At 57.8% G+C, this 22,678-nt stretch carries 23 protein-coding genes; 16 read left to right on the top strand and 7 right to left on the bottom strand.

The features are described from left to right. Positions 1-87: 87 nt before the first annotated feature. From ACMGGX_RS09915 to ACMGGX_RS09930, 4 genes are all read left to right on the top strand, one after another. The gene (locus tag ACMGGX_RS09915) at positions 88-1,710 is read left to right on the top strand and encodes an alpha-glucoside-specific PTS transporter subunit IIBC (protein ID WP_420298315.1); all 1,623 of its coding nucleotides are present in this window, start codon (positions 88-90) and stop codon (positions 1,708-1,710) included. Then, complete coding sequence (locus ACMGGX_RS09920) at positions 1,707-3,029, top strand: 6-phospho-alpha-glucosidase (protein WP_223535373.1); 1,323 nt, start codon at positions 1,707-1,709, stop codon at positions 3,027-3,029. Before ACMGGX_RS09915 ends, ACMGGX_RS09920 begins: the two co-directional genes overlap by 4 nt. 92 nt (positions 3,030-3,121) lie before the next feature. After that, entirely contained in the window at positions 3,122-3,469 is a 348-nt protein-coding gene (locus ACMGGX_RS09925; RefSeq protein WP_023309821.1) for a YidH family protein, read from the top strand. Then, a complete protein-coding gene (locus ACMGGX_RS09930) occupies positions 3,459-3,806 on the top strand; it encodes a DUF202 domain-containing protein (RefSeq protein ID WP_047059222.1) in 348 nt (115 codons plus the stop codon). Before ACMGGX_RS09925 ends, ACMGGX_RS09930 begins: the two co-directional genes overlap by 11 nt. An 82-nt stretch (positions 3,807-3,888) precedes the next feature. Here the strand turns inward: ACMGGX_RS09930 and dsdA are convergent, their stop codons facing one another. Then, entirely contained in the window at positions 3,889-5,175 is a 1,287-nt protein-coding gene (gene dsdA / locus ACMGGX_RS09935; RefSeq protein ID WP_420298316.1) for a D-serine ammonia-lyase, read from the bottom strand. Positions 5,176-5,192: 17 nt separating this feature from the next. Beyond that, positions 5,193-6,530: a D-serine transporter DsdX gene (gene dsdX / locus ACMGGX_RS09940; protein WP_023309824.1), complete on the bottom strand. Its 1,338-nt coding sequence runs from the start codon at positions 6,528-6,530 to the stop codon at positions 5,193-5,195. Positions 6,531-6,734: 204 nt separating this feature from the next. Between dsdX and dsdC the strand changes: the two genes are divergently transcribed. Together dsdC and ACMGGX_RS09950 are read left to right on the top strand one after the other, a co-directional pair. Then, positions 6,735-7,661 (top strand): DNA-binding transcriptional regulator DsdC, encoded by a 927-nt coding sequence (dsdC, locus tag ACMGGX_RS09945; protein WP_069303447.1) that lies wholly within the window; start codon positions 6,735-6,737, stop codon positions 7,659-7,661. Between the two features lie 84 nt (positions 7,662-7,745). Further along, complete coding sequence (locus ACMGGX_RS09950) at positions 7,746-8,834, top strand: cellulase family glycosylhydrolase (RefSeq protein WP_348562070.1); 1,089 nt, start codon at positions 7,746-7,748, stop codon at positions 8,832-8,834. Here ACMGGX_RS09950 and emrD read toward each other — a convergent pair. From emrD to tisB, 4 genes are all read right to left on the bottom strand, one after another. Then, on the bottom strand, positions 8,737-9,921 hold the full coding sequence (gene emrD / locus ACMGGX_RS09955) for a multidrug efflux MFS transporter EmrD (RefSeq protein WP_181594087.1): 1,185 nt from the start codon (positions 9,919-9,921) through the stop codon (positions 8,737-8,739). The genes ACMGGX_RS09950 and emrD overlap by 98 nt on opposite strands. A 175-nt stretch (positions 9,922-10,096) precedes the next feature. After that, positions 10,097-10,930 carry an EamA family transporter gene (locus ACMGGX_RS09960; RefSeq protein ID WP_420298317.1) on the bottom strand — a complete coding sequence of 278 codons (834 nt, stop codon included), beginning with the start codon at positions 10,928-10,930 and terminating at the stop codon, positions 10,097-10,099. Between the two features lie 62 nt (positions 10,931-10,992). Next, positions 10,993-11,439, bottom strand: coding sequence for a GNAT family N-acetyltransferase (locus ACMGGX_RS09965; RefSeq protein WP_420298318.1), 447 nt, complete (start codon positions 11,437-11,439; stop codon positions 10,993-10,995). Positions 11,440-11,503: 64 nt separating this feature from the next. After that, the gene (gene tisB, locus ACMGGX_RS09970; protein WP_023309830.1) at positions 11,504-11,593 is read right to left on the bottom strand and encodes a type I toxin-antitoxin system toxin TisB; all 90 of its coding nucleotides are present in this window, start codon (positions 11,591-11,593) and stop codon (positions 11,504-11,506) included. A gap of 719 nt (positions 11,594-12,312) precedes the next feature. Here tisB and ACMGGX_RS09975 point away from each other — a divergent pair. The 10 genes from ACMGGX_RS09975 to ACMGGX_RS10020 all read left to right on the top strand — a co-directional run bounded on the left by ACMGGX_RS09975 (position 12,313) and on the right by ACMGGX_RS10020 (position 21,664). Further along, positions 12,313-13,026, top strand: coding sequence for a hypothetical protein (locus ACMGGX_RS09975; protein WP_420298319.1), 714 nt, complete (start codon positions 12,313-12,315; stop codon positions 13,024-13,026). A 195-nt stretch (positions 13,027-13,221) separates the two neighbouring features. Further along, positions 13,222-13,701 carry an Hcp family type VI secretion system effector gene (locus ACMGGX_RS09980; protein WP_420298320.1) on the top strand — a complete coding sequence of 160 codons (480 nt, stop codon included), beginning with the start codon at positions 13,222-13,224 and terminating at the stop codon, positions 13,699-13,701. Positions 13,702-13,808: 107 nt separating this feature from the next. Further along, positions 13,809-13,907, top strand: a complete 99-nt coding sequence (gene ivbL, locus ACMGGX_RS09985) for an ilvB operon leader peptide IvbL (RefSeq protein ID WP_057979964.1) — start codon at positions 13,809-13,811, stop codon at positions 13,905-13,907. 106 nt (positions 13,908-14,013) lie between these two features. Next, positions 14,014-15,702 carry an acetolactate synthase large subunit gene (gene ilvB, locus ACMGGX_RS09990; protein ID WP_047743262.1) on the top strand — a complete coding sequence of 563 codons (1,689 nt, stop codon included), beginning with the start codon at positions 14,014-14,016 and terminating at the stop codon, positions 15,700-15,702. Between the two features lie 3 nt (positions 15,703-15,705). Next, positions 15,706-15,993 carry an acetolactate synthase small subunit gene (gene ilvN / locus ACMGGX_RS09995; RefSeq protein WP_006808802.1) on the top strand — a complete coding sequence of 96 codons (288 nt, stop codon included), beginning with the start codon at positions 15,706-15,708 and terminating at the stop codon, positions 15,991-15,993. 100 nt (positions 15,994-16,093) lie between these two features. Continuing rightward, positions 16,094-16,687, top strand: coding sequence for a transcriptional regulator UhpA (uhpA, locus tag ACMGGX_RS10000; RefSeq protein WP_014881931.1), 594 nt, complete (start codon positions 16,094-16,096; stop codon positions 16,685-16,687). After that, positions 16,684-18,189 (top strand): signal transduction histidine-protein kinase/phosphatase UhpB, encoded by a 1,506-nt coding sequence (gene uhpB, locus ACMGGX_RS10005; RefSeq protein ID WP_252047458.1) that lies wholly within the window; start codon positions 16,684-16,686, stop codon positions 18,187-18,189. The genes uhpA and uhpB overlap by 4 nt, the downstream gene beginning before the upstream one ends. Continuing rightward, the gene (locus ACMGGX_RS10010) at positions 18,182-19,501 is read left to right on the top strand and encodes an MFS transporter (RefSeq protein ID WP_420298321.1); all 1,320 of its coding nucleotides are present in this window, start codon (positions 18,182-18,184) and stop codon (positions 19,499-19,501) included. The genes uhpB and ACMGGX_RS10010 overlap by 8 nt, the downstream gene beginning before the upstream one ends. A gap of 140 nt (positions 19,502-19,641) precedes the next feature. Continuing rightward, complete coding sequence (gene uhpT, locus ACMGGX_RS10015) at positions 19,642-21,033, top strand: hexose-6-phosphate:phosphate antiporter (protein ID WP_023333957.1); 1,392 nt, start codon at positions 19,642-19,644, stop codon at positions 21,031-21,033. 178 nt (positions 21,034-21,211) lie between these two features. Further along, positions 21,212-21,664: a DUF1198 domain-containing protein gene (locus ACMGGX_RS10020; RefSeq protein WP_021242696.1), complete on the top strand. Its 453-nt coding sequence runs from the start codon at positions 21,212-21,214 to the stop codon at positions 21,662-21,664. On the opposite strand, the gene ACMGGX_RS10025 is transcribed toward ACMGGX_RS10020, so the two are convergent. Further along, positions 21,661-22,581 (bottom strand): LysR family transcriptional regulator, encoded by a 921-nt coding sequence (locus ACMGGX_RS10025; protein WP_420298322.1) that lies wholly within the window; start codon positions 22,579-22,581, stop codon positions 21,661-21,663. The genes ACMGGX_RS10020 and ACMGGX_RS10025 overlap by 4 nt on opposite strands. Between the last annotated feature and the right edge of the window lie 97 nt (positions 22,582-22,678).

A 22,678-nucleotide genomic window follows, 5' to 3' on the forward strand; every position in this document is an offset into this window, starting at 1 on the left:
GCATCAGTAAGTTCTTATGCTCACCTCAGGCCAGCAAAAAACCATAAAGGCCTCTACCCCTACAGGTTGTTTCATGAGGATTTAAAAATGCTCAGTCAAATACAACGTTTTGGCGGTGCCATGTTTACCCCGGTGTTGCTGTTTCCGTTCGCCGGGATCGTGGTGGGAATCGCCATCATGCTTCGCAACCCGCTGTTTGTCGGCGAAGCCTTAACCGCCCCTGATCATCTTTTCGCGCAGATCGTTCACATCATTGAAGAGGGCGGCTGGGCGGTGTTTCGCAATATGCCGCTGATTTTTGCCGTTGGCTTACCGATTGGCCTGGCGAAGCAGGCGCAGGGCCGCGCCTGTCTGGCGGTGCTGATTAGCTTTCTGACCTGGAACTACTTCATTAACGCGATGGGGATGACCTGGGGCCACTTCTTCGGCGTCGACTTCTCCGCAGAACCGACGGCGGGTAGCGGGCTGGCGATGATTGCCGGCATCAAAACGCTCGATACCAGCATCATCGGTGCCATTGTGATCTCAGGCATCGTCACCGCCATCCACAACCGCTACTTCGACAAGCCGCTGCCGGTCTTTCTGGGGATTTTCCAGGGCAGCTCGTTTGTCGTTATCCTCGCGTTCTTCGTCATGATCCCCTGCGCCTGGCTGACGCTGCTGGGCTGGCCGAAAGTGCAGATGGGCATTGAGTCCCTGCAGGCGTTCCTGCGGTCCGCCGGTGCGCTGGGCGTGTGGGTGTATACCTTCCTGGAACGCATTCTGATCCCAACCGGATTGCACCACTTCGTCTACGGTCCGTTCATCTTCGGCCCGGCGGCGGTGGAAGGCGGGATTCAGGTCTACTGGGCACAGCACCTGCAGGAATTCAGCCAGAGCACCCTGCCGCTGAAAACCCTCTTCCCGGAAGGCGGATTCGCGCTGCACGGCAACTCAAAAGTGTTTGGCTCGGTCGGGATTGCGCTGGCGATCTGGTACACCGCGTCGCCGGAAAACCGCGTCAAGGTGGCGGGGCTGCTGGTGCCGGCCACGCTTACCGCCGTGCTGGTGGGCATCACTGAACCGCTCGAGTTCACCTTCCTGTTTATCTCGCCGCTGCTGTTTGCCGTCCATGCGGTGCTGGCGGCCACCATGGCAACGGTGATGTACGCCTTCGGCGTGGTCGGGAACATGGGCGGCGGCCTGCTGGACCAGTTCCTGCCGCAAAACTGGATCCCAATGTTCCATAACCACGCCTCGACGGTATTCACCCAGATCGGCATCGGCGTCTGCTTCACCGGCATCTACTTCGCGGTCTTCAAAACGCTGATCGTGCGTCTGAACCTGAAAACGCCGGGCCGGGAAGAGAGCGAAATCAAACTCTACAGCAAGGCCGACTATAAGGCGGCGCGCGGGCAAACCACCGTCCCGGCCGCGGCCAGCCAGCAGGTAGGGCAGGCCGCCGGATTCCTGCAGGCGCTCGGCGGCGCGGCCAACATCGAAAGCATCAACAACTGCGCCACCCGCTTGCGCATTGCGCTGGTGGATATGGCGAAAACCCAAAGCGATGACGTCTTCAAAGCCCTCGGCGCCCACGGCGTGGTGCGACGCGGCAACGGCATTCAGGTGATTGTCGGCCTGCACGTTCCTCAGGTGCGCGACCAGCTGGAATCGCTGATGAAAACTCCTTTAACAAATGAACAAACCATCCTGACAGAGGCTATATCATGAAAAAATTCTCAGTTGTCATTGCAGGCGGCGGCAGCACCTTTACGCCTGGTATCGTCCTGATGCTGTTAGCCAACCGTGACCGTTTCCCGCTGCGCGCGCTGAAGTTCTATGACAACGACGGCGCACGTCAGGAAACCATCGCCGAAGCGTGCAAAATCATCCTCAGGGAGCAGGCGCCCGAGATTGAATTCAGCTATACCACTGACCCTAAAGCGGCGTTTACCGATGTGGATTTCGTGATGGCGCATATCCGCGTGGGCAAATACCCGATGCGTGAAAAAGATGAAAAAATCCCGCTGCGCCACGGCGTGCTGGGCCAGGAAACCTGCGGGCCGGGCGGGATTTCCTACGGCATGCGCTCTATCGGCGGCGTGCTGGAGCTGGTGGATTATATGGAGCAGTACTCCCCGAACGCGTGGATGCTGAACTATTCCAACCCGGCGGCGATTGTCGCGGAAGCCACGCGTCGCCTGCGCCCGAACGCCAAAATCCTCAACATCTGCGATATGCCGATCGGCATTGAAGGGCGCATGGCGCAGATTGTCGGCCTGAAAAACCGCAAAGAGATGCGCGTGCGCTACTACGGTCTGAACCACTTCGGCTGGTGGACGTCGATTGAAGATCTAAACGGCAACGATCTGATGCCGAAACTGCGCGAATACGTGGCGAAAAACGGCTATGTGCCGCCTTCGGAAGATGCGCATACCGAAGCGAGCTGGAACGATACCTTTGCCAAGGCCAGAGACGTGCAGGCGCTGGATCCGGACACCATGCCGAACACCTACCTGAAGTATTACCTGTTCCCGGACTACGTGGTCGCGCACTCCAACCCGGAACGTACCCGCGCCAATGAGGTCATGGATCACCGTGAGAAGCACGTGTTCAGCGCCTGCCGGGCGATTATCGAAGCCGGTCACTCCGCCGCCGGTGAGCTGGAAATCGACGAACATGCGTCGTACATCGTCGATCTGGCGACGGCGATTGCCTTCAACACCCAGGAAAGGATGCTGCTGATTGTGCCTAACAACGGGGCCATCCATAACTTTGATGCCGACGCGATGGTGGAGATCCCGTGCCTGGTAGGCCATAACGGGCCGGAGCCGCTCACGGTGGGCGATATTCCGCACTTCCAGAAAGGGCTGATGAGCCAGCAGGTGGCGGTGGAAAAACTGGTGGTGGATGCCTGGGAGCAGCGCTCGTACCAGAAACTCTGGCAGGCGATCACCCTGTCGAAAACCGTGCCGAGCGCGTCCGTCGCGAAAGCGATTCTGGATGACCTGATCGAGGCCAATAAGGACTACTGGCCAGAGCTGCACTAATCGTCCTGACCGGCATCGCCCGATGCCGGTCTCCTTGTCCTTGTCGATTTACGCTATGCTGAAGCCTGCCCGTAGTACGACAAGGAACCCTCATGAAAATTTCCCGCCTCGGCGAAGCGCCGGACTACCGCTTCTCTCTGGCTAATGAACGCACTTTTTTAGCGTGGATCCGCACCGCGCTGGGCTTTCTTGCCGCAGGGGTGGGTCTCGATCAGCTCGCGCCGGATTTCGCCACGCCGCTGATTCGCGAAGTGCTGGCGCTGCTGCTGTGCCTGTTTGCGGGCGTGCTGGCGATTTACGGCTACCTGCGCTGGCTGCGCAATGAGAAGGCGATGCGTCTGAAGCAGGATCTGCCCTATACGCGCGGGCTGCTGATTATCAGCACGATTCTGCTGACGGTGGCGGGCGTGGTAATGGTGCTGGTGTTCTATGGCGGATAGCCGCAAAGCGCGGCGCGAAGCGGACCCCGGCCTTCAGCCGGAGCGGACGTCGCTGGCCTGGCTGCGCACGCTGCTGGGGTATGGCGCTTTGATTGCCCTGGCGATCAAGCACAACTGGCACCGCACCGGGGTGCCCTTCTGGATTTCTATTGTCGTGCTGGCGCTGGTGGCCATTATTTTATGGCGCTATACCCGCAGCCGTAACCTGATGGACGTGGCGCAGAACGATTTTGTACAGCCGAAAGCGGTGCGGGATAAGTTCCTGATCGCGCTCGCTGTTCTCTCGCTGTCGCTGCTGTTTGCGGTAACCCATATTCAACAAATTTTGAGCCTGTAAGCCCGGTGGCGGCTACGCCTTACCGGGCCTGCAACTGCCGCGAATCGTAGGCCGGGTAAGGCGCAGCCGCCACCCGGCATAATTACTTCCCTTTCGCCAGATACTTCGCCATCTCGTCTTCCGGCACCATTCCGCCGCCGGTTGCCCACACCAGGTGGGTTACGTTGGTATGCGAATGAACGCGCACCGGACCGGCCATGCCCGCCAGCGCCGACGGTTCCAGGCGAATGCCCTCCTCCTGCGCCAGCCAGCCGAGCATGTCGTACATGCTCTGATCGGAGAGCGTATAGAACCCGTCGAGCAGGCGCTCCATCGCGCGGCCCACGAAGCCGGAGGCGCGTCCTACCGCCAGACCGTCTGCCGCCGTGACGTTATCAATGCCCAGATCCTGCACCGCGATCTCATCGTGCAGGCCGGTGTAGACGCCGAGCAGCATGCACGGGGAGTGCGTTGGCTCCGCGAAGAAGCAGTGGACGTTATCGCCAAAGGCGAGCTTCAGGCCAAACGCCACGCCGCCAGGGCCGCCGCCGACGCCGCACGGCAGGTAGACGTACAGGGGATGATCGGCATCCACCACGCGGCCCTGTTCGGCAAACTGCGCCTTCAGGCGCTCGCCTGCAACGGCGTAGCCCAGGAACAAGGTGCGGGAATTTTCATCGTCAATGAAGAAACAGTTCGGATTGCTTTCCGCCGCTTTTCGTCCCTGCTCCACCGCCACGCCGTAGTCCTGCTCATATTCCACGACGATAACGCCGTGGCTGCGCAGTTTGGCTTTCTTCCACTCGCGGGCGTCGGCGGACATATGCACCGTCACCTTAAAGCCGATGCGGGCGCTCATAATGCCAATGGACATCCCAAGGTTGCCGGTTGAGCCTACCGCAATGCTGTACTGGCTGAAGAAGTCCTTAAAGCGCGGCTCCAGCAGAATGCTGTAGTCGTCTTCAACGCTCAGCAACCCGGCTTCCAGCGCCAGTTTTTCCGCATGGGTCAGCACCTCATAGATGCCGCCGCGCGCTTTAATCGAGCCGGAGATCGGCAGATGGCTGTCTTTTTTCAGCAGCAGCGTGCCGGAAATAGGCTTACCAGATTCTTTCTCCAGCCGCTTTTGCATCGCCGGGATTGCAACCAGTTCGGATTCGATAATCCCGCCCGTTGCCGCCGTTTCCGGGAAGGCTTTCGCCAGGTACGGCGCGAAGCGGTTGAGGCGCGCGTGGGCGTCGTCCACGTCGGCTTTGGTCAGCCCGACGTACGGCAACCCTTCTGCAAGCGTCGTGGTGCGCGGGTTAAGCCAGGTGGTTTCTTTCAGGGCGATCAGATCCTCAATCAGAGGAAACTGTGCGGTTAAAGTAGTGATAGTTGCGTTTTCCATAATACGTCTCTTCGCGCTCAGATAATGAAGGAAAGCAGGAATGTGCCGCCAAGTGCAAGCACCGAGGCGATAAACGTCGCCGTCGTATAGTATTTGAAGGTCTCGTTCAGGGTAGCGCCGCAGTATTGCTTCACCAACCAGAAGAGGGAATCGGTCACGATCGTGCAGCCAATGGCGCCGGAACCGATGGCAATGGTGATGATCTCCGGGCTCACGTTCGGGTAGAGCGGCAGCATCGGCGCGACTATCGCCGTGGCGCCCATCATCGCCACCGTCGCGGAGCCGACGGCGGCATGCAGCACCAGCGCCACCAGCCAGGCGAGCAGGATAGGGTGCATGTGCAGGTTCGAGAGAATATGCGCCAGCGAGTCCGCCAGTCCGCTGGTTTTCAGGATGGCGTTAAACGCGCCGCCCGCGCCGATAATCAGCAAAATGTTGGCGATAGAGCCGAAGCCGTGCTCGGTATGCGTCAGCATCGTGCCCATGCCCATATGCTGGCGTATCCCCAGCAGGTAGTAGGCGACAAACACGGCGATAAACATCGCGGTGATCGGGTTGCCGATAAACTCCAGCAGCGTATACAGCGTGCCTTCTTTTGCCATATTCAGCTCGGCAATGGTTTTCACCAGCATCAGGGCAATCGGCAGCAGCACCGTGAACAGCGTGGCGCCCAGCGACGGCAGGGTGTGCTCTTCCCGCACCTTCAGGTCTGAAAATTCCGCCGGAACCGGTTTAAACGGCAGACGGTTGCCGAGCAGTTTCAGGAACAGCGGGCCGCCGACCAGCGAGGCCATCAGGCCCACCATCAAACCGTAGACAATGACCGTTCCGACGTCCGCGCCTAATTTATTGGTCACAAACAGCGCGGCCGGATGCGGCGGCACTACGCAATGCACCGCCATCAGCGCGGTACAGAGCGGAATGGCCAGCTTGAGCAGCGACGTGTTGGTCTTTTTGGCGATGGAAAACGCCAGTGGGATCAGCAGTACCACGCCCACTTCCACAAACAGCGTAATGCCGCAAATAAGGCCCACCAGCACCATAATCACGTCCGCCGACAGCCAGCGGCAGCGCTGCAACGCGATCCCGATGCGCTCGGCCGCGCCGGAGACTTCCATCATCTTGCCGAGAATGGTACCCAGACCAATCACCGCCGCCAGGAAGCCCAGCGTACCGCCAATTCCGCTCTCGATGGCGTTCACCATATCCAGCGGGCTCATCCCCATCATCGCGCCGACGAAAAAGCTCGCCAGCAGCAGCGCGAGGAACGGGTGAAACTTCAGCTTAACGATAGTTAAAACAATCAACACAATGCTGACCAGCAGCGTTGCCACAACCCAGACCTGAGATCCCATATCTCACCTCACCCTTATGTCATCTGTGGGTATTGGACGAAAAAACGGCGTGGGCTGACAAACGATATAAATTGGCGTTCAGGTGAGCCAGATTGGATCAACTGAGTGACTGCGCTCTAGAAAGCTCACTTAATTCGTATTAGGTTCACATAAATTCACCCTTGAGCGGTATGCTGAGCGCAGAAAACCCGCGCGAGAATTGTGATGACCGATGCAAATGAAGCCAGAAACCGGCTGTTAAACGGCTGGCAGCTGTCGAAAATGTATACCTTTGAAGTGGCCGCCCGGCATGAGTCCTTCGCCCTGGCGGCGGAGGAGCTGTCGCTCAGCCCCAGCGCGGTGAGCCACCGCATCAACCTGCTGGAAGAGGAGCTGGGCATTCAGCTGTTCGTCCGCTCGCACCGTAAAGTTGAGCTGACGCAGGAGGGAAAGCGCGTTTACTGGACGCTGAAATCGTCCCTCGATACCCTGAATCAGGAGATCCTGGATATCAAAAACCAGGCGCTCTCCGGCACGCTGACGGTTTACTCCCGCCCGTCGATCGCCCAGTGCTGGCTGGTGCCCATGCTGGGGGACTTTACCCGCCGCTATCCGTCGATTTCACTCACCATCCTGACCGGCAATGATTACGTCAATATGCAGCGAACGGGCGTTGATCTGGCGCTCTATTTCGACGATACGCCGCCAAACCATCTCTCTCATCACTTCCTGATGGACGAGGAGATTTTGCCCGTCTGCTCGCCGCAGTATGCCCGCGAGCATGAGCTGCTGAAAAACCCCGATAACCTGAGCCACTGCACGCTGCTGCACGACCGTCAGGCCTGGAGTAACGATTCCGGCACGGATGAGTGGCTGAGCTGGGCGCAACACTTTGCGGTGAATATGCCGCCATCGTCGGGCATTGGTTTCGATCGTTCCGATTTGGCGATTATTGCGGCCATCAACCACGTCGGCGTCGCGATGGGCAGAAAGCGGCTGGTGCAGAAACGGCTCGAACGGGGCGAGCTTATCGCCCCGTTTGGTGAAAAGACCCTGAAATGCCATCAGCACTACTATATCTCGACGCTGTCTGGCCGGCAGTGGCCGAAAATAGACGCCTTTATCGGCTGGCTTAGAGAACTGGCAGGTTGAAGAATTATTACGCTTTCGCTCTACACGAAATGTGAAAAAGCGTGCTAAATACAGGTAATGCTTTCGATTTATCCAGGGTAAACCGTGTTAAAGCCTTTTATTGCCTGTGCATTACTGATCTCTTCCGGCTGGGCGATTGCCGCTGAGCCGCCGCTGACGGCTGCCCGTTATGCGCAGCAGCTGGGCGTCGGGATGGATGTGGACTGGGCGCGCACCGAGCGCGGCATACGCGAATTCGACCCGCTGGTGGTACGCGATTTTCGTGCAAAAGGCATTACCCACGTGCGCATTCGCGTCGCCGATGAGCCGACAGAAGCGCGGCTAATCCATCTGCGCAAGCTGGTGGAAGCCTGCGAGCAGTATGGCGTGATCCCGATTATCGCTTATCAGGCTGATGAATATAAAAACGACCCGAAAGCCGATAACGAGAAAGAGACGATCAACTGGTGGATTGCCGTGGCGCACTATTTCGGTCAGAGCTATCCGCTGCTGGGTTTTGATCTCATCTATGAGCCGGCCGACAAGCTTAACCACAATCTCGCGTCGCTAAACCGCGTGTATGAAAAAACGGTTAAAGCGATCCACGACATGGACCCGCAGCGCATGATCTTTGTTGCGCCACGCCTGCGCGCCGCGCCGGAGGATTTATCCAGCCTGAAGCTGCCCGCGCACAGTCAAAACTACCTGCTGGCGGAGTGGCATATTTTCCCGTGGGGGCCGCTGAAAAATAGCGGTAAATACCCGTGGACGTCCGGCACGGCGGCGGAGAAAGCGGCTATCCATAATCGCATTAATACCGCGCTGCGCTGGCAGCAAAAAACCGGGCACGTTAGCTGGGTCGGGGGCTGGGGTGTGGGAGAGTCAAACCACCTCACGCCAACCGCTTCGCAAATGGCGTTCTCCACCTTTATGGCCTGCGAGCTGCAAAAGGCGAAAATCCCGTATGCGTTGAACGCGGATTTCCAGTTTTACGACGGGGAAGAGGGGGCCTGGCGGCCCGCGCCGGAGCCGTTGTTGCAGGCGATGATTGCGCCCGTCTGTGAAAAGCCCGGCGAGAAGCCGGGCCATCATGCGGTTAAACCGGCTGCTCGTGATGCGGAACACGCGACGCCAGCGGCAGCCAGCACAGTAAAATCAGCAGCCCCATCAGCGTCATCAGCAGGCCCAAACTAGCCTGCCCGGTCTGCGGCATCATCGCAGAGAGCCAGGCCAGCGCGCCGGAGCCGATATTCTGCAAACCGCCCACCAGCGCGCCAGCCGTGCCTGCGAGGAACGGGAACGGCTCCATCGCGCCGCTGGTCGCCAGCGGGAACAGCATCCCAGCGCCGAAGAAGAACAGCGCTGCCGGGATGAGCAGCGTCGAGACCGTCATCACGCCAAACAGCCCCGGTATCCACATCATCAGACCCGCCAGCAGGCAGCTGATCACCGACTGCCACATCAGGGTGGAGAAACGTTTGTTCGGGCGTCCGGCAAACCACGCGCCGAAGAACGCCGCCGGGATCGGCAGAATAAACAGAATACTCACGACCATGCTGCTCAGGCCCAGCCCCGCGCCCAGCAGCACGCCGGAACAGGCTTCAAACACCGCAATGCCCGCCAGGCCGCCGATCAGCATCAGCAGGTAGCAGGTAAACGACCCGTTGCCGAACAGCGTTTTATAGCTGGTGATGAGCTTCGTGCGCGGCGCGTCCTGCGGGCGCGTTTCCGGCATCCAGCGCGCCATGCTGAAGGTGACAATGACGCACAGCACCAGCAGGAAGGCGTAGCAGGCGCGCCAGGACCACATTGTGTCCAGCAGGCCGCCAATCAGCGGGGCGAGAAGCGGGCTGACCAGAATACCCATGTTCAACAAGCTGTTGGCATGACGGAGCTGGGTGCCCTGATACATATCGCGCGGTAAGGTTCGTGCCATCACCCCACCGACGCCGGTCCCGACGCCCTGCAGGGCGCTGGCGGCAATCAGTACGGTCAGGCTGTGCGTGGTAATGGCAATCACCGTCGCCACCATGAAAATGCTCATGCCCACCAGGATCACCGGGCGACGCCCGACGCGGTCAGACAGCGGGCCGTAGAAGAGCTGCGAAACGCCATAGGTCAGCAGGTAGGCTGCCATCACGCTCTGCACCGCACCCTCGCGGACGTTCAATTCCTTTGCCATGTCGGCAATCGCCGGAATGTAGATGGTTTGCGCCATCTGACCGACGGCCACCAGTAACACCAGCATCAACAATAAGTTAACGTTCCTTTGTTTTTTCATGTCGCTGAATACTTTTGCCAAAAGAGAAAAATGAAGAATAAGTGACTGCGCATTCCCATAAATGCGCGAGGAATCTACCACAGAGAGATGACAATTTAAGCATTGTCGTGGTGAATGAAAAAACCGGGAAAGGCAGGATTTGTAAACAAGATCGGCAACTAATGTTGCCAGTGATTTACGCCATGCGCAGCAGAATAGCGCCGCCAGCAATACCCAGCGCCGCCGCGATACGCAGAGCCGCAACCTTCTCTTTTAAAAGGACAAACGCGATCAGTGCCCCAAAGAGTATGGAGGTTTCACGCAGCGCCGCGACCACCGCCAGCGGCGCCTGCGTCATTGCCCAAAGCGCCAGACCGTAAGATCCCATGGTTCCCACCCCGCCGAGCAGCCCCTTTTTCCAGTGCAGGCGCAGGTAGCCGGACGCCTCGCGCCGACGCGTCACCATCGCCCAACTCAACAGGCAGAAGCCGTTCATAAAGAAGGTCCACAGCGTATAGCCCAGCGCGGTGTCCGACAGACGCACGCCGGTGCCGTCCACCAGCGTATACCCGGCAATAAAGCAGGCGTTCAGCAGCGCCAGCCCGATCCCTTTGCGTGACCGTATGCGGCCATGCATCGCCATCGCCAGAATCGAAAGGCAAATTACCCCGATGCCGGACCAGGCGAGCCAGGAGAGACGATCGCCGAGCGCCAGCACGCCGATCAGCGCCACCAGCAGCGGGGCGGTGCCGCGCATCAGCGGATAGGTCTGGCTCATATCGGAGACCTGATAGGTTTTCGCTACCAGCACGGTGTACACAACCTGTAAGGCGCAGGAGACGATCAAAAACGGCCAGCTTGCAGCAGAAGGCTGTGGGGAAAACGGCAGTAAGACCAGAGCGATAACCGTGGCGGATCCGCTAACGCTTATGGCGGAATAGAGCTTGTCCGTTCCGGCCTTAACGATGGCGTTCCAGCTGGCATGCAGCAGCGCGGCGAAGAGCAAAATGCAAAAAACGGTGATGGTCATAGCGTATCGGATGGTGAATTGTCACTCAACTGTAACATTCACACACTAATGCTGCCAGCTGGCTACACGGCACAAAAAAGGCGGTGCGTCACCCGCGGTTCGTCCGAAACCAGCGTAAAACCCGCCTGGCGATAGAAGCCGTACGCGCTCTCCGGCGCGTGGGTATTCAGGAAATCAAACCAGATGCTGGCATCGGCCATCACCACGGTTAAAAGCTGTTTGCCAATGCCCAGCCCGCGGCACTTATCGCTGACGTAGAGATGGCGAATACGTCCGGCGCGCGGCTGCTGGCTGAACGGATCGCGGTTGAGGCCGCACACGCCGACCAGCCTGCCGTTGAGAAACGCGCCCAGCAGCTTTTCACCCGGCGCGTTAAAGCGGTTCTCACCACGCTGCCAGTTATCTTCCAGCCTGTGCAGCATGTTGAAATTCAGTGCGATACTTTCAGCCTTCAGGGCGATATACCCCGGCTCATCCGGTGTGACGGGCTCAATTAACAGACGCGACATAGCATTCCCTCGTTATTAAAGAGGGGCGGTTGCCCGCCCCTCTCAGGTGCGACTTGAACCTGAATTACCGAAGGAATTTCAGGACAGCATCAAGTAGTTGCAGTACAGCAACAATGAGTTTGAGGATAAGTATCACCATATCCACTACGCTCATACGCGTCTCCTTTTGGTTAAAAGGAGCACGATGCTGGCGTACCTTTCCGCCGCCTGTTGCCAGCACCTGGATTGACGTAACACAGTGTGCTCACTTCAGGGGTTAAGGCACTGACGGCACCATCCGTTTCAGCCAGGACTTCTTTGCGCCGGTAAAACTGCGGCCCCCTCGCTCACTGCGAACACCCTCAGTATAGATAAATACTGTATGTATGAACAGTATTTTTTGGACAAAATCCGAAACCCCATCCATACTCAAAAACGTCAAAATCCGTGCCGGAATTGCGCGTTCGTCTTCGATCGCGTATACTTTTTTCGTTGACGTAACACAGTGTGTTCTGCGGCGACCAACCGCAAAACCCTGATAAAAACCTCGCTCCGGCGGGGTTTTTTGTTTTCTGATGTGCCTCATAAAAAACTGCTGGATGAGCGAGGGTTCTGCTGCTTGGCTTCGAAGTGGGCTAGCCGGATCGCTTAAGCCGCTCTGTTTAATGGAGAGGTATTAGATTCATTTTGTAAGATAACACCACTTAATGTGTAAACTAATATAACTTACTAATACCTCTCAAGTAATTTAATTACTTCGCGTATAACAATAATAAATAAAAATGAGCTAATTTATTTTTTACGTGAATGTTTGGTTGAAATAATTTCACTTATTTGAAACTCAGCGCTTTCCAATGTATATTACAAGAGTCGCAAATATTGTATGGATACATTATGCAAGCATCTGATTATTTAAAGATGAAGTTCCAGAGTGACAGGCAGTTGGCTATTTATGGACAGCAAGGCGTTGCAGGGACATGGAGAGCATTAAAGGGGATCGGTTCTGATATTTACTCAGGAATCGAACGCGTAAGCTGGTACTCATCATGCGTAATCCCCAGCTATCACGATGTGTGTGATGAGCTTCTCTCAGAAGAAAAGAGAATGTACCTCTCAATTCTCTCGCTTTACCGTTATCGCGATGTAATAGCACGCATGCTCTATCTTTATTTTGAACGTGTTATTACCGATTCTGAAAATGGAAATGAACAAAATCGCGTTCGTAAGATGGATTCAAAAGTCACCGGACTTGTTAAAAACATACCAACAAACAAGGCCATGCGTTTAGCGATAGCATTGGGGCTGGCCAAATCCCTTTCCGAATCAGGCCTGCTCTCGGAAATCGTCGTCGAACGGCTTGCACGCCGCGTACCTAACGTTGTCATGGCGCTTCAATTGATTGGAACAGACCAGAAGTGCGCTCTTGCTGCCCGTCGCCTGAAAACACTGGATCCTCAGTATTACGCCACCCTCTATGCCGCACAACTGGAGATGCTTTACTACTTTATTGAGCCTTTCCTGTCCGAGCTCATTAAGAAAGTACAAATGGGATTCTATAAGGATTTCGATGCAATTTATGACGACTTAAAGGACAAGAGGCATGTTTAAGAGTCTGCTATCAATTCTGTTTTCGGATGTTTTATTCCCCGTTTATATTTTTGCGTGCGCCTCTTTGTTCCTGTGGTTGGTGCCTGACCACTGGGTATTACTAACATTCATTTCTATTGTTGTGTTTATTATTGTGCATCCGATAATTTTCGGCCGCTTTGATAAGTACGATTGAATTTATAAAAAGGATTTTTTATGTCAAACCCAGCTTATTTGTTTCTAACAGATGAAAATGGTTCTCCCATGGTTGGACCTTGCCTTGTGTCAGGACGTGAAGGTGCAATTGAACTCAAATCGTTCACTCATAATGTTAACATTCCAGTCAACGGGAATACCGGGAAATTGACGGGGACGCGCATACACATGCCCGTTATGTTTCAGAAGGAATTTGATCGTGTAACCCCGGTTTTATTTCGAGCGCTGAGTACAGGAAGAACGCTCCAGTCAGCCACCATTAAGATGTACCAGGTTAATGAGGCGGGTTTAGAACAGGAGTATTTTAATATCCTCCTGGAGAATGTGAAAATAACCTCAATCACACCAGACCTGTATCCCGGCGCAAACACCGGAACACACCTTGAAACGGTTCTCATACGCTACGAGAAAATCACCTGGAAGCATTGCGACGGCAATGTCATCTATAGCGATTCCTGGAATGAGCGAGCAACCTACTGAAACGTGATCCCTGGCGCATTTTTGCGCAGATGAAAATATTTCCATTGTCACGCCCGAAAACCTGTGTTTGTATAAATTCCATCAATGATTCCAAACACAGGTCCCCAATGACTTCATCCATCTTCACTTCGACCCTACTAAAAACTGCGCAACCAGCCGCAGTGGTCGTCGTGCGTGTGGTGGTGGTCGTCGGCAATGCGCCGTAGGGACTGGATCAACACACGAATCCAAAACCCCGCCGGCGCAAACCGGGCGGGGTTTTTCGTTTAGGACCCTCCCCGGAACGTCGGCCCAGAAGAAAAGGACTGGAGCATGGCAAGTTCGGGCACAACATCCACCAAGACGCGTTTTACTGGCGCGCAGCTGATCGTTCATCTGCTGGAACGGCAGGGCATCACCACGGTTGCGGGTATCCCTGGCGGCACGGTACTGCCGCTGTACGATGCGTTAAGCCAAAGCACGCAGATCCGCCACGTGCTGGCGCGCCACGAGCAGGGGGCAGGCTTTATTGCTCAGGGCATGGCGCGTACGCAGGGTAAACCCGCGGTCTGTATGGCCTGCAGCGGCCCGGGCGCAACCAACCTGGTCACCGCCATCGCCGACGCGCGTCTCGACTCCATTCCGCTGATCTGCATTACCGGCCAGGTACCGTCCTCGATGATCGGCACCGATGCGTTCCAGGAAGTGGACACCTACGGCATCTCTATCCCCATCACCAAACATAACTATTTAGTTCGCGACATCAGCGAGCTTCCTCAGGTTATCAGCGATGCGTTCCGCATTGCGCAGTCCGGCCGCCCGGGCCCGGTGTGGATAGACATTCCTAAGGATGTCCAGACCGCAGAGATCGAGATAGACGTCCTGCCGGAGCCGGGCGAGCGTGCCCCCGCGCCGGAATTCAGCGCTGAGAGCGTGCGCGACGCCGCCGCCATGATTAACGCCGCCAAACGCCCGGTGCTCTATCTGGGCGGCGGAGCGATTAACGCTGCGGATGAAATCCGCCAGTTTGCGGAAAAAGCCAACCTGCCGACCACCATGACCCTGATGGCGCTGGGCATGCTGCCTAAAGCGCACCCGCTCTCTCTCGGCATGCTGGGCATGCACGGGGCGCGCAGCACCAACTACATCCTGCAAGAGGCTGATTTGCTGATTGTTATGGGCGCGCGTTTTGATGACCGGGCGATTGGCAAAACCGAGCAGTTCTGCCCGAACGCCAAAATCATTCACGTGGATATCGACCGCGCCGAGCTGGGTAAAATCAAGCAGCCGCACGTGGCGATTCAGGGCGACGTGGCCGAGGTGCTGGCGCAGTTGATCCCGCAGACGGACGCAGCCGAGCGCGCCGACTGGCGTAAGCTGGTGGCCGATCTGCAGCGCGAGTTCCCGGGCGCCATCCCAACCGAAGGCGATCCGCTGAGCCACTACGGTCTTATCAACGCCGTGGCCGCCTGCGTGGACGACAGCGCAATTATCACCACCGACGTGGGTCAGCATCAGATGTGGACCGCCCAGGCCTACCCGCTGAACCGTCCGCGCCAGTGGCTGACCTCCGGCGGTCTGGGAACCATGGGCTTCGGCCTGCCCGCAGCCGTGGGCGCGGCGCTCGCCAACCCTGACCGCAAGGTCATCTGCTTCTCCGGCGACGGCAGCCTGATGATGAACATTCAGGAAATGGCGACCGCGGCCGAAAACCAGTTAGACGTGAAAATCATCCTGATGAACAACGAGGCGCTGGGGTTGGTGCACCAGCAGCAGAGCCTGTTCTACAAGCAGGGCGTGTTTGCCGCGACCTATCCGGGGATGATTAACTTTATGCAGATTGCCGCCGGTTTCGGCCTTCACACCTGCGATCTGAACGCCGAAGAGGATGCCCACGCGGCGCTGCAGGCGGCGATTTCTCGCCCCGGCCCGGCGCTGATCCACGTGCGTATCGACCCTGAACAAAAAGTGTATCCGATGGTGCCGCCGGGAGCGGCAAATACCGAGATGGTGGGAGAATAAGCCATGCAGAAACAACATGAAAACGTCATTCTGGAACTCACCGTCCGCAACCACCCTGGCGTCATGACCCACGTCTGCGGGCTCTTTGCCCGCCGTGCGTTTAACGTGGAAGGCATTCTTTGTCTGCCGATTCAGGGCAGCGAGCACAGCCGCATCTGGCTACTGGTCAACGACGACCAGCGTCTTGAGCAGATGATGGCGCAGATCGACAAGCTGGAAGACGTCACCAAAGTGGCGCGCAACCAATCCGATCCCACCATGTTTAACAAAATTGCGGTGTTTTTCGAATAAAGATCGCTTAAGGTAAGCGCCCTGGTCGGCCTGCAGGCGTCGCGCTTGCAGGCCGGATAAGCGCAGCGCCATCCGGCGTTTTCAGACCGCAGGAAAACACATGACCACCATCGCTCTCATCGACGACCACCTTATCGTCCGCTCCGGATTTGCCCAGCTTCTGAACCTCGAACCGGATTTTCAGGTCGTGGCCGAGTTTGGCTCCGGTCGCGAGGCGCTGGCGGGCCTGCCGGGGCGCGGGGTGCAGGTCTGTATCTGCGACATCTCGATGCCGGATCTCTCCGGGCTGGAGCTGCTAAGCCAGCTGCCGAAAGGGATGGCGACGATTATGCTGTCGGTTCACGACAGCCCGGCGCTGGTCGAGCAGGCCCTCAACGCGGGCGCGCGCGGCTTTCTCTCCAAGCGCTGTAGCCCCGACGAACTGATCGCCGCGGTGCGCACCGTCTCCACCGGCGGCTGCTATTTAACGCCGGATATCGCCATCAAGCTGGCGGCCGGACGCCAGGATCCGCTCACCAAACGCGAGCGCCAGGTTGCGGAAAAACTCGCGCAGGGGATGTCGGTAAAAGAGATTGCCGCCGAGCTGGATCTGTCCCCGAAAACCGTACACGTTCACCGCGCCAACCTGATGGAAAAACTCAACGTCAGCAACGACGTCGAGCTGGCGCGCCGCATGTTTGACAGCTGGCAATGAGTTCCGCTTTTTCACGGCTGATCGCCGTCGTCGCCAGCTTTTTTATCTTCTCCGCCGCCTGGTTTTGCCTGTGGAGCATCAGCCTGCACCTGGTGGAACGCCCGGAGCTGGCGGTGCTGCTGTTTCCCTTCGGGCTGCGTCTGGGCTTAATGCTCCAGTGTCCGCGCGCCTACTGGCCGGTTTTGCTCGGCGCAGAATGGCTGATGCTGGTCTGGCTGGCGCAGGAAGTTGCCCTCGCACACCTGCCCTTATTGATGACCGGAAGCCTGCTCACGCTTCTCCCGGTTGCCCTCATTTCCCGCTACCGCCACCAGCGCGACTGGCGCACGCTGCTGCGTCAGGGGGCGGCGCTGATGGCCGCCGCGCTGCTGCAGTCGCTTCCGTGGGTCGGCGAGAAGGAGATGCTTAACGCCCTGCTGCTGACCCTGACCGGCGGCCTGACGCTGGCCCCAACCTGCCTCGTGATCTGGCATTATCTCACCAGCACCGTCTGGCAGCCGCTCGGCCCGGCGCTGGTTTCCCAGCCGGTGAACTGGCGCGCCCGGCACCTCATCTGGTATCTGCTGCTGTTTGTGGTGAGCCTGTGGCTCCAGCTTGGCCTGCCCGCCGAGCTTTCACGCTTCACGCCGTTCTGTCTGGCGCTGCCGATTATCGCCCTGGCCTGGCACTACGGCTGGCAGGGGGCGCTGATCGCCACGCTGATGAACGCCATCGCGCTGATTGCCAGCCAGACCTGGCACGATCATCCGGTGGACCTGCTGCTTTCCCTGCTGGCTCAAAGCCTGACCGGGCTGCTGCTGGGAGCGGGTATTCAGCGCCTGCGCGAGCTGAACCAGTCCCTGCAAACCGAGCTGGCGCGCAACCGCCGTCTGGCGGAGCGTCTGCTGGAAACCGAAGAGAGCGTGCGGCAGGAGGTCGCCCGCGAGCTGCACGACGATATCGGCCAGACCATCACCGCTATCCGCACCCAGGCGGGCATTGTCCAGCGTCTGGCGGCAGAAAACGCGAGCGTGAAGCAGGGCGGAGCGCATATCGAACAGCTTTCTCTCGGCGTCTATGACTCCGTTCGTCGCCTGTTAGGACGACTGCGCCCGCGCCAGCTTGACGACCTGTCGCTGGAGCAGGCGGTGCGTTCCCTGATGCGCGAGATGGAGCTGGAAAGCCGCGGAATAGTGAGCCATCTCGACTGGCGCATTAACGAATCTACGCTCAGCGAAGGCCAGCGCGTGACGCTGTTCCGCGTCTGTCAGGAAGGGCTGAACAACATCGTCAAGCACGCCAGCGCCAGCGCGGTTACGATCCAGGGCTGGCAGCAGGACGACAGCCTGAAGCTGATAATTGAAGACGATGGCTGCGGCCTGCCGCCGGGCTCCGGCCAGCAGGGTTTTGGCCTGGCGGGCATGCGCGAGCGCGTCAAGGCGCTGGGCGGCACGCTGAACCTCTCCTGCACCCACGGGACGCGCGTCAGCGTCAGCCTGCCGCTACGGAGTTATCATGTTTAAAACCCCTGCCAGCGCCGCGCCGATTGGCGATAAAGCGGAAATCGACGCCCGCTACCGCTACTGGCGTCGCCATATCCTGATGACCATCTGGCTCGGCTACGCGCTGTTCTACTTCACCCGCAAAAGCTTCAACGCCGCCGCGCCGGAAATCCTCGCCAGCGGCGTGATGACGCGCACCGATATCGGCCTGCTGGCGACGCTGTTTTACATCACCTACGGCCTGTCGAAGTTCTTCTCCGGCATCGTCAGCGACCGCTCCAACGCGCGCTATTTTATGGGCGTTGGGCTGATCGCCACCGGGGTGGTGAACATCCTGTTTGGCTTCTCCACCTCGCTGTGGGCCTTCGCCCTGCTGTGGGCGCTGAACGCCTTCTTCCAGGGCTGGGGCGCGCCGGTCTGCGCGCGCCTGCTCACCGCCTGGTATTCGCGCAACGAGCGCGGCGGCTGGTGGGCAATCTGGAACACCGCGCATAACGTCGGCGGGGCGCTGATCCCGATGGTGGTAGGTGCGGCGGCGCTGCACTACGGCTGGCGCACGGGGATGATGATTGCCGGTGGCCTCGCGATTGTCGCCGGGCTGTTCCTCTGCTGGCGCCTGCGCGACAGGCCGCAAACCGTCGGCCTGCCTGCGGTTGGCGACTGGCGGCACGACGAGATGGAGATTGCCCAGCAGCAGGAAGGCGCGGGGCTGACCCGCAGGGAGATCCTCACCAAATACGTGCTGAAAAACCCGTACATCTGGCTGCTGTCGCTCTGCTACGTGCTGGTCTACGTGGTGCGCGCGGCGATCAACGACTGGGGCAACCTGTACATGTCCGAGACGCTCGGCGTGGATCTGGTGACCGCCAACTCTGCGGTGACGATGTTCGAGCTGGGCGGGTTTATCGGCGCGCTGGTGGCGGGCTGGGGCTCGGACAAGCTGTTCAACGGCAACCGTGGCCCGATGAACCTGATTTTCGCCGCCGGGATTTTGCTCTCCGTCGGCTCGCTGTGGCTGATGCCGTTCGCCAGCTACGTGATGCAGGCGGCGTGCTTCTTCACCACCGGCTTCTTCGTGTTTGGCCCACAGATGCTGATCGGCATGGCGGCGGCGGAGTGTTCCCACAAAGAGGCGGCAGGCGCGGCGACGGGCTTTGTCGGGCTGTTTGCCTACCTCGGCGCATCGCTCTCCGGCTGGCCGCTGGCGCGGGTGATCGACGTCTGGCACTGGAGCGGTTTCTTCGCGGTGATCGCCATCGCGGCGGGGATCTCCGCGCTGCTGCTGCTTCCCTTCCTGCACGCGCAGGCGCCGCGCGAGGTGAGCGAAGCGTGATGCGCTTCACCTTTTCGCCCCGAATGGCGCAAATCTAGGAAATTTTCCCGGTTTTACCTGGACGCTGTCTCAGGCATCTCTCCCGGCTGATTTTTACAATGCCTGCCATTCGCAGGTAAAAATCAGCTCAGGAGCAAACCATGCTGGCCTTCCTCAACCAGGTGCGCAAGCCGACCCTGGATCTGCCGCTCGACGTGCGGCGCAAGATGTGGTTCAAACCGTTCATGCAGTCCTATCTGGTGGTCTTCATCGGCTACCTGACCATGTACCTGATCCGCAAAAACTTTAACATCGCGCAGAACGACATGATCTCAACCTACGGGCTGAGCATGACGCAGCTGGGGATGATTGGCCTGGGCTTCTCCATCACCTACGGCGTGGGTAAAACCGTCGTTTCCTACTACGCGGACGGCAAAAACACCAAGCAGTTCCTGCCGTTTATGCTGATCCTCTCCGCCATCTGTATGCTCGGCTTCAGCGCCAGCATGGGCGCGGGCTCCGTCAGCCTGTTCATGATGATCGCCTTCTACGCCCTGAGTGGTTTCTTCCAGAGTACCGGCGGGTCGTGCAGCTACTCCACCATCACCAAATGGACGCCACGCCGCAAGCGGGGTTCCTACCTCGGCATGTGGAACATCTCCCACAACCTCGGCGGGGCGGGTGCGGCTGGCGTGGCGCTGTTCGGCGCAAACTACCTGTTCGACGGCCACGTGATCGGCATGTTTATCTTCCCGTCGATTATCGCCCTGATTGTCGGCTTTATCGGCCTGCGCTACGGCAGCGACTCCCCGGAATCTTACGGCCTCGGCAAAGCCGAAGAGCTGTTCGGCGAGGAGATCAGCGAAGAGGACAAAGAGACCGAAGAAAATGAGATGTCCAAATGGCAGATCTTTGTTGAGTACGTGCTGAAAAACAAAGTGATCTGGCTGCTGTGCTTCTCAAACATCTTCCTCTACGTGGTGCGTATCGGCATCGATCAGTGGTCGACCGTGTATGCCTTCCAGGAGCTGAAGCTCTCTAAAGAAGTGGCGATTCAGGGCTTCACCCTGTTCGAAGTGGGCGCCCTGGTCGGCACGCTGCTGTGGGGCTGGCTTTCGGATCTTGCCAACGGCCGTCGTGCGCTGGTGGCCTGCGTCGCGCTGGCGCTGATTATCGCCACGCTCGGCGTCTACCAGCACGCCAGCAACCAGTACGTTTATCTGGCGTCCCTGTTCGCGCTCGGCTTCCTGGTGTTTGGTCCGCAGCTGCTGATCGGCGTGGCGGCAGTCGGCTTCGTACCCAAAAAAGCGATCGGCGCCGCCGATGGGATTAAAGGCACCTTCGCCTACCTGATCGGCGACAGCTTCGCCAAGCTGGGTCTGGGGATGATCGCCGACGGCACGCCGATTTTCGGCCTCACCGGCTGGGCGGGCACCTTCGCGGCGCTGGATGCGGCGGCCATCGGCTGTATCGTCCTGATGGCGATGGTCGCGGTGCTGGAAGAACGTAAGATTCGCCGTGAGAATCGTGCGCAGAAATTAAAAACAGCCTGAGTGTGCAGGTAACTTCTTTGCCCGGTGTGTGATGCCGGGCTTTTTTATATTGACCCCGACGGCGTTAACTCCTCCTCTCCCAATTCTTCAACATCTTTTCCGTTCACTATTATGGTGCCGCCCGCTGTCGAGGCGCTGCGTTTCCCGCTATGATGAGCGGCTATTCATAGGAGAACGCATGGTCTGGATAATGCTGGCAACGCTTGCCGTGGTGTTTGTGGTGGGATTTCGCGTCCTGACCTCAGATTCCCGCCGCGCCATCAAACGTTTAAGCGAGCGTTTGGGGATCACCCCGATGCCGGTTGAGTCGATGATCGACCAGTTCGGAAAAACGCCCGGGAATGAGTTTATCCGCTACCTTGAGCGACCGGACGAGGCGCATCTGCAAAACGCGGCGCAGGTGCTGCTGATCTGGCAGGTTTGCATTGTCGACGGCAGCGAGGAGAACCTGCACGCCTGGCACCGTATGCTGCGTAAAGCCCGCCTGGCCGCGCCCATTACCGATGCGCAAATTCGTCTGGCGCTTGGCTTTATGCGCGAGATGGAGCCCGATCCGCAGGAGCTAAACGCCTTCCAGCTACGCTATAACCAGCTCTTCCTGCCGGAAGAGGGCGTGTTTTACCTGCACTAAGCCGTTTTTCCGCACAGGATATTTTGAGCGTTAAGAATCTCTTCTCTGTTTTCATTGAGGCGGGTGGCGGCATATATATCTATATTTAACCTTTTTGCCTCCGCGTCCGTGAGTTCACGGTAGCAAAGTCCTTCCTGATTAAAGGTGCATTTCGACTGAGGCAGCAGCGCAAATCCTTTCCCTCTTGCGATACGGCTCAGCATCACAAGGGTATCATCCGGCTCTTTTATCCGCTTCAGCGGCGTTTTCAGCGTTTCAAAGTAGCTTTCGCATTTGTCGTAAAATGACGGGTTGGCACTTCTGGAAAACCAGAAAATGGGAAGATCGCTAATGTCCTCCAGCGCGACTTTCTCTTTCAGGCTGGCAGGATGTAAAGAGGGCATTGCGATGAGCAACGGTTCCTGGCAGACCCAGCGGTATTGAACTATGTCTTCATGACCCGTTCCTTTTTCACCGGTCAGCACCAGATCCAGCATATTTTTAGACAGGCTTTGCAGCAGTTGGGCTGATGTCAGGTCCGGCGTTTCGACATCATCTTCCGCGTTCATTTTTTGAAGGTGGGTGTTCACGGGTTCTATGTATTCAAAATTAAGCGTCCGCGTGAGTCCGATACGCAGGTTCGTTTCAGAAGAGTGCGGGTCTTCTTTTAAGTTGCTGATGTCTTTGAGTATTTTTTCAGCCTGAACCACCAGCGCACGGCCTGCGTCAGTGAGGCTAACGTCATGCGTGCTGCGGCTGAACAACTGACGTTTCAGAACCGCTTCAAGGCATTTTATCTGACGCGTCAATGGCGGTTGAGTCATGCGTAGACGTTCGGCAGCCTTACGGAAGTTCAGTTCATGAGCGACAGCGAGAAAGCATTGTAATTGTTTGATACTGGGCAGGTTATTGCTGATTAAATGTTCTGCTGTGGCCATACGTCAGTCCTGAATGTGAAAAGGTATTTAGTCTTTTTTCGATATCGATATTACACGCTAACGCTATGAAGAAAAATCTAATTTAATAGTAATACAA

It is taken from the genome of Enterobacter sp. BNK-29 (assembly GCF_048684785.1).
Lineage (GTDB): Bacteria > Pseudomonadota > Gammaproteobacteria > Enterobacterales > Enterobacteriaceae > Enterobacter > Enterobacter cloacae_M.

What these genes read in the sequence shown, in the direction of transcription:
- ACMGGX_RS09915 (WP_420298315.1), top strand. Translation starts at nt 88, where the DNA reads ATGCTCAGTCAAATACAACGTTTTGGCGGTGCCATGTTTACCCCGGTG.
- ACMGGX_RS09920 (WP_223535373.1), top strand. Translation starts at nt 1,707, where the DNA reads ATGAAAAAATTCTCAGTTGTCATTGCAGGCGGCGGCAGCACCTTTACG.
- ACMGGX_RS09925 (WP_023309821.1), top strand. Translation starts at nt 3,122, where the DNA reads ATGAAAATTTCCCGCCTCGGCGAAGCGCCGGACTACCGCTTCTCTCTG.
- ACMGGX_RS09930 (WP_047059222.1), top strand. Translation starts at nt 3,459, where the DNA reads ATGGCGGATAGCCGCAAAGCGCGGCGCGAAGCGGACCCCGGCCTTCAG.
- dsdA (WP_420298316.1), bottom strand. Translation starts at nt 5,175, where the DNA reads ATGGAAAACGCAACTATCACTACTTTAACCGCACAGTTTCCTCTGATT.
- dsdX (WP_023309824.1), bottom strand. Translation starts at nt 6,530, where the DNA reads ATGGGATCTCAGGTCTGGGTTGTGGCAACGCTGCTGGTCAGCATTGTG.
- dsdC (WP_069303447.1), top strand. Translation starts at nt 6,735, where the DNA reads ATGACCGATGCAAATGAAGCCAGAAACCGGCTGTTAAACGGCTGGCAG.
- emrD (WP_181594087.1), bottom strand. Translation starts at nt 9,921, where the DNA reads ATGAAAAAACAAAGGAACGTTAACTTATTGTTGATGCTGGTGTTACTG.
- ACMGGX_RS09960 (WP_420298317.1), bottom strand. Translation starts at nt 10,930, where the DNA reads ATGACCATCACCGTTTTTTGCATTTTGCTCTTCGCCGCGCTGCTGCAT.
- ACMGGX_RS09965 (WP_420298318.1), bottom strand. Translation starts at nt 11,439, where the DNA reads ATGTCGCGTCTGTTAATTGAGCCCGTCACACCGGATGAGCCGGGGTAT.
- tisB (WP_023309830.1), bottom strand. Translation starts at nt 11,593, where the DNA reads ATGAGCGTAGTGGATATGGTGATACTTATCCTCAAACTCATTGTTGCT.
- ACMGGX_RS09975 (WP_420298319.1), top strand. Translation starts at nt 12,313, where the DNA reads ATGCAAGCATCTGATTATTTAAAGATGAAGTTCCAGAGTGACAGGCAG.
- ACMGGX_RS09980 (WP_420298320.1), top strand. Translation starts at nt 13,222, where the DNA reads ATGTCAAACCCAGCTTATTTGTTTCTAACAGATGAAAATGGTTCTCCC.
- ivbL (WP_057979964.1), top strand. Translation starts at nt 13,809, where the DNA reads ATGACTTCATCCATCTTCACTTCGACCCTACTAAAAACTGCGCAACCA.
- ilvB (WP_047743262.1), top strand. Translation starts at nt 14,014, where the DNA reads ATGGCAAGTTCGGGCACAACATCCACCAAGACGCGTTTTACTGGCGCG.
- ilvN (WP_006808802.1), top strand. Translation starts at nt 15,706, where the DNA reads ATGCAGAAACAACATGAAAACGTCATTCTGGAACTCACCGTCCGCAAC.
- uhpA (WP_014881931.1), top strand. Translation starts at nt 16,094, where the DNA reads ATGACCACCATCGCTCTCATCGACGACCACCTTATCGTCCGCTCCGGA.
- uhpB (WP_252047458.1), top strand. Translation starts at nt 16,684, where the DNA reads ATGAGTTCCGCTTTTTCACGGCTGATCGCCGTCGTCGCCAGCTTTTTT.
- ACMGGX_RS10010 (WP_420298321.1), top strand. Translation starts at nt 18,182, where the DNA reads ATGTTTAAAACCCCTGCCAGCGCCGCGCCGATTGGCGATAAAGCGGAA.
- uhpT (WP_023333957.1), top strand. Translation starts at nt 19,642, where the DNA reads ATGCTGGCCTTCCTCAACCAGGTGCGCAAGCCGACCCTGGATCTGCCG.
- ACMGGX_RS10020 (WP_021242696.1), top strand. Translation starts at nt 21,212, where the DNA reads ATGGTCTGGATAATGCTGGCAACGCTTGCCGTGGTGTTTGTGGTGGGA.
- ACMGGX_RS10025 (WP_420298322.1), bottom strand. Translation starts at nt 22,581, where the DNA reads ATGGCCACAGCAGAACATTTAATCAGCAATAACCTGCCCAGTATCAAA.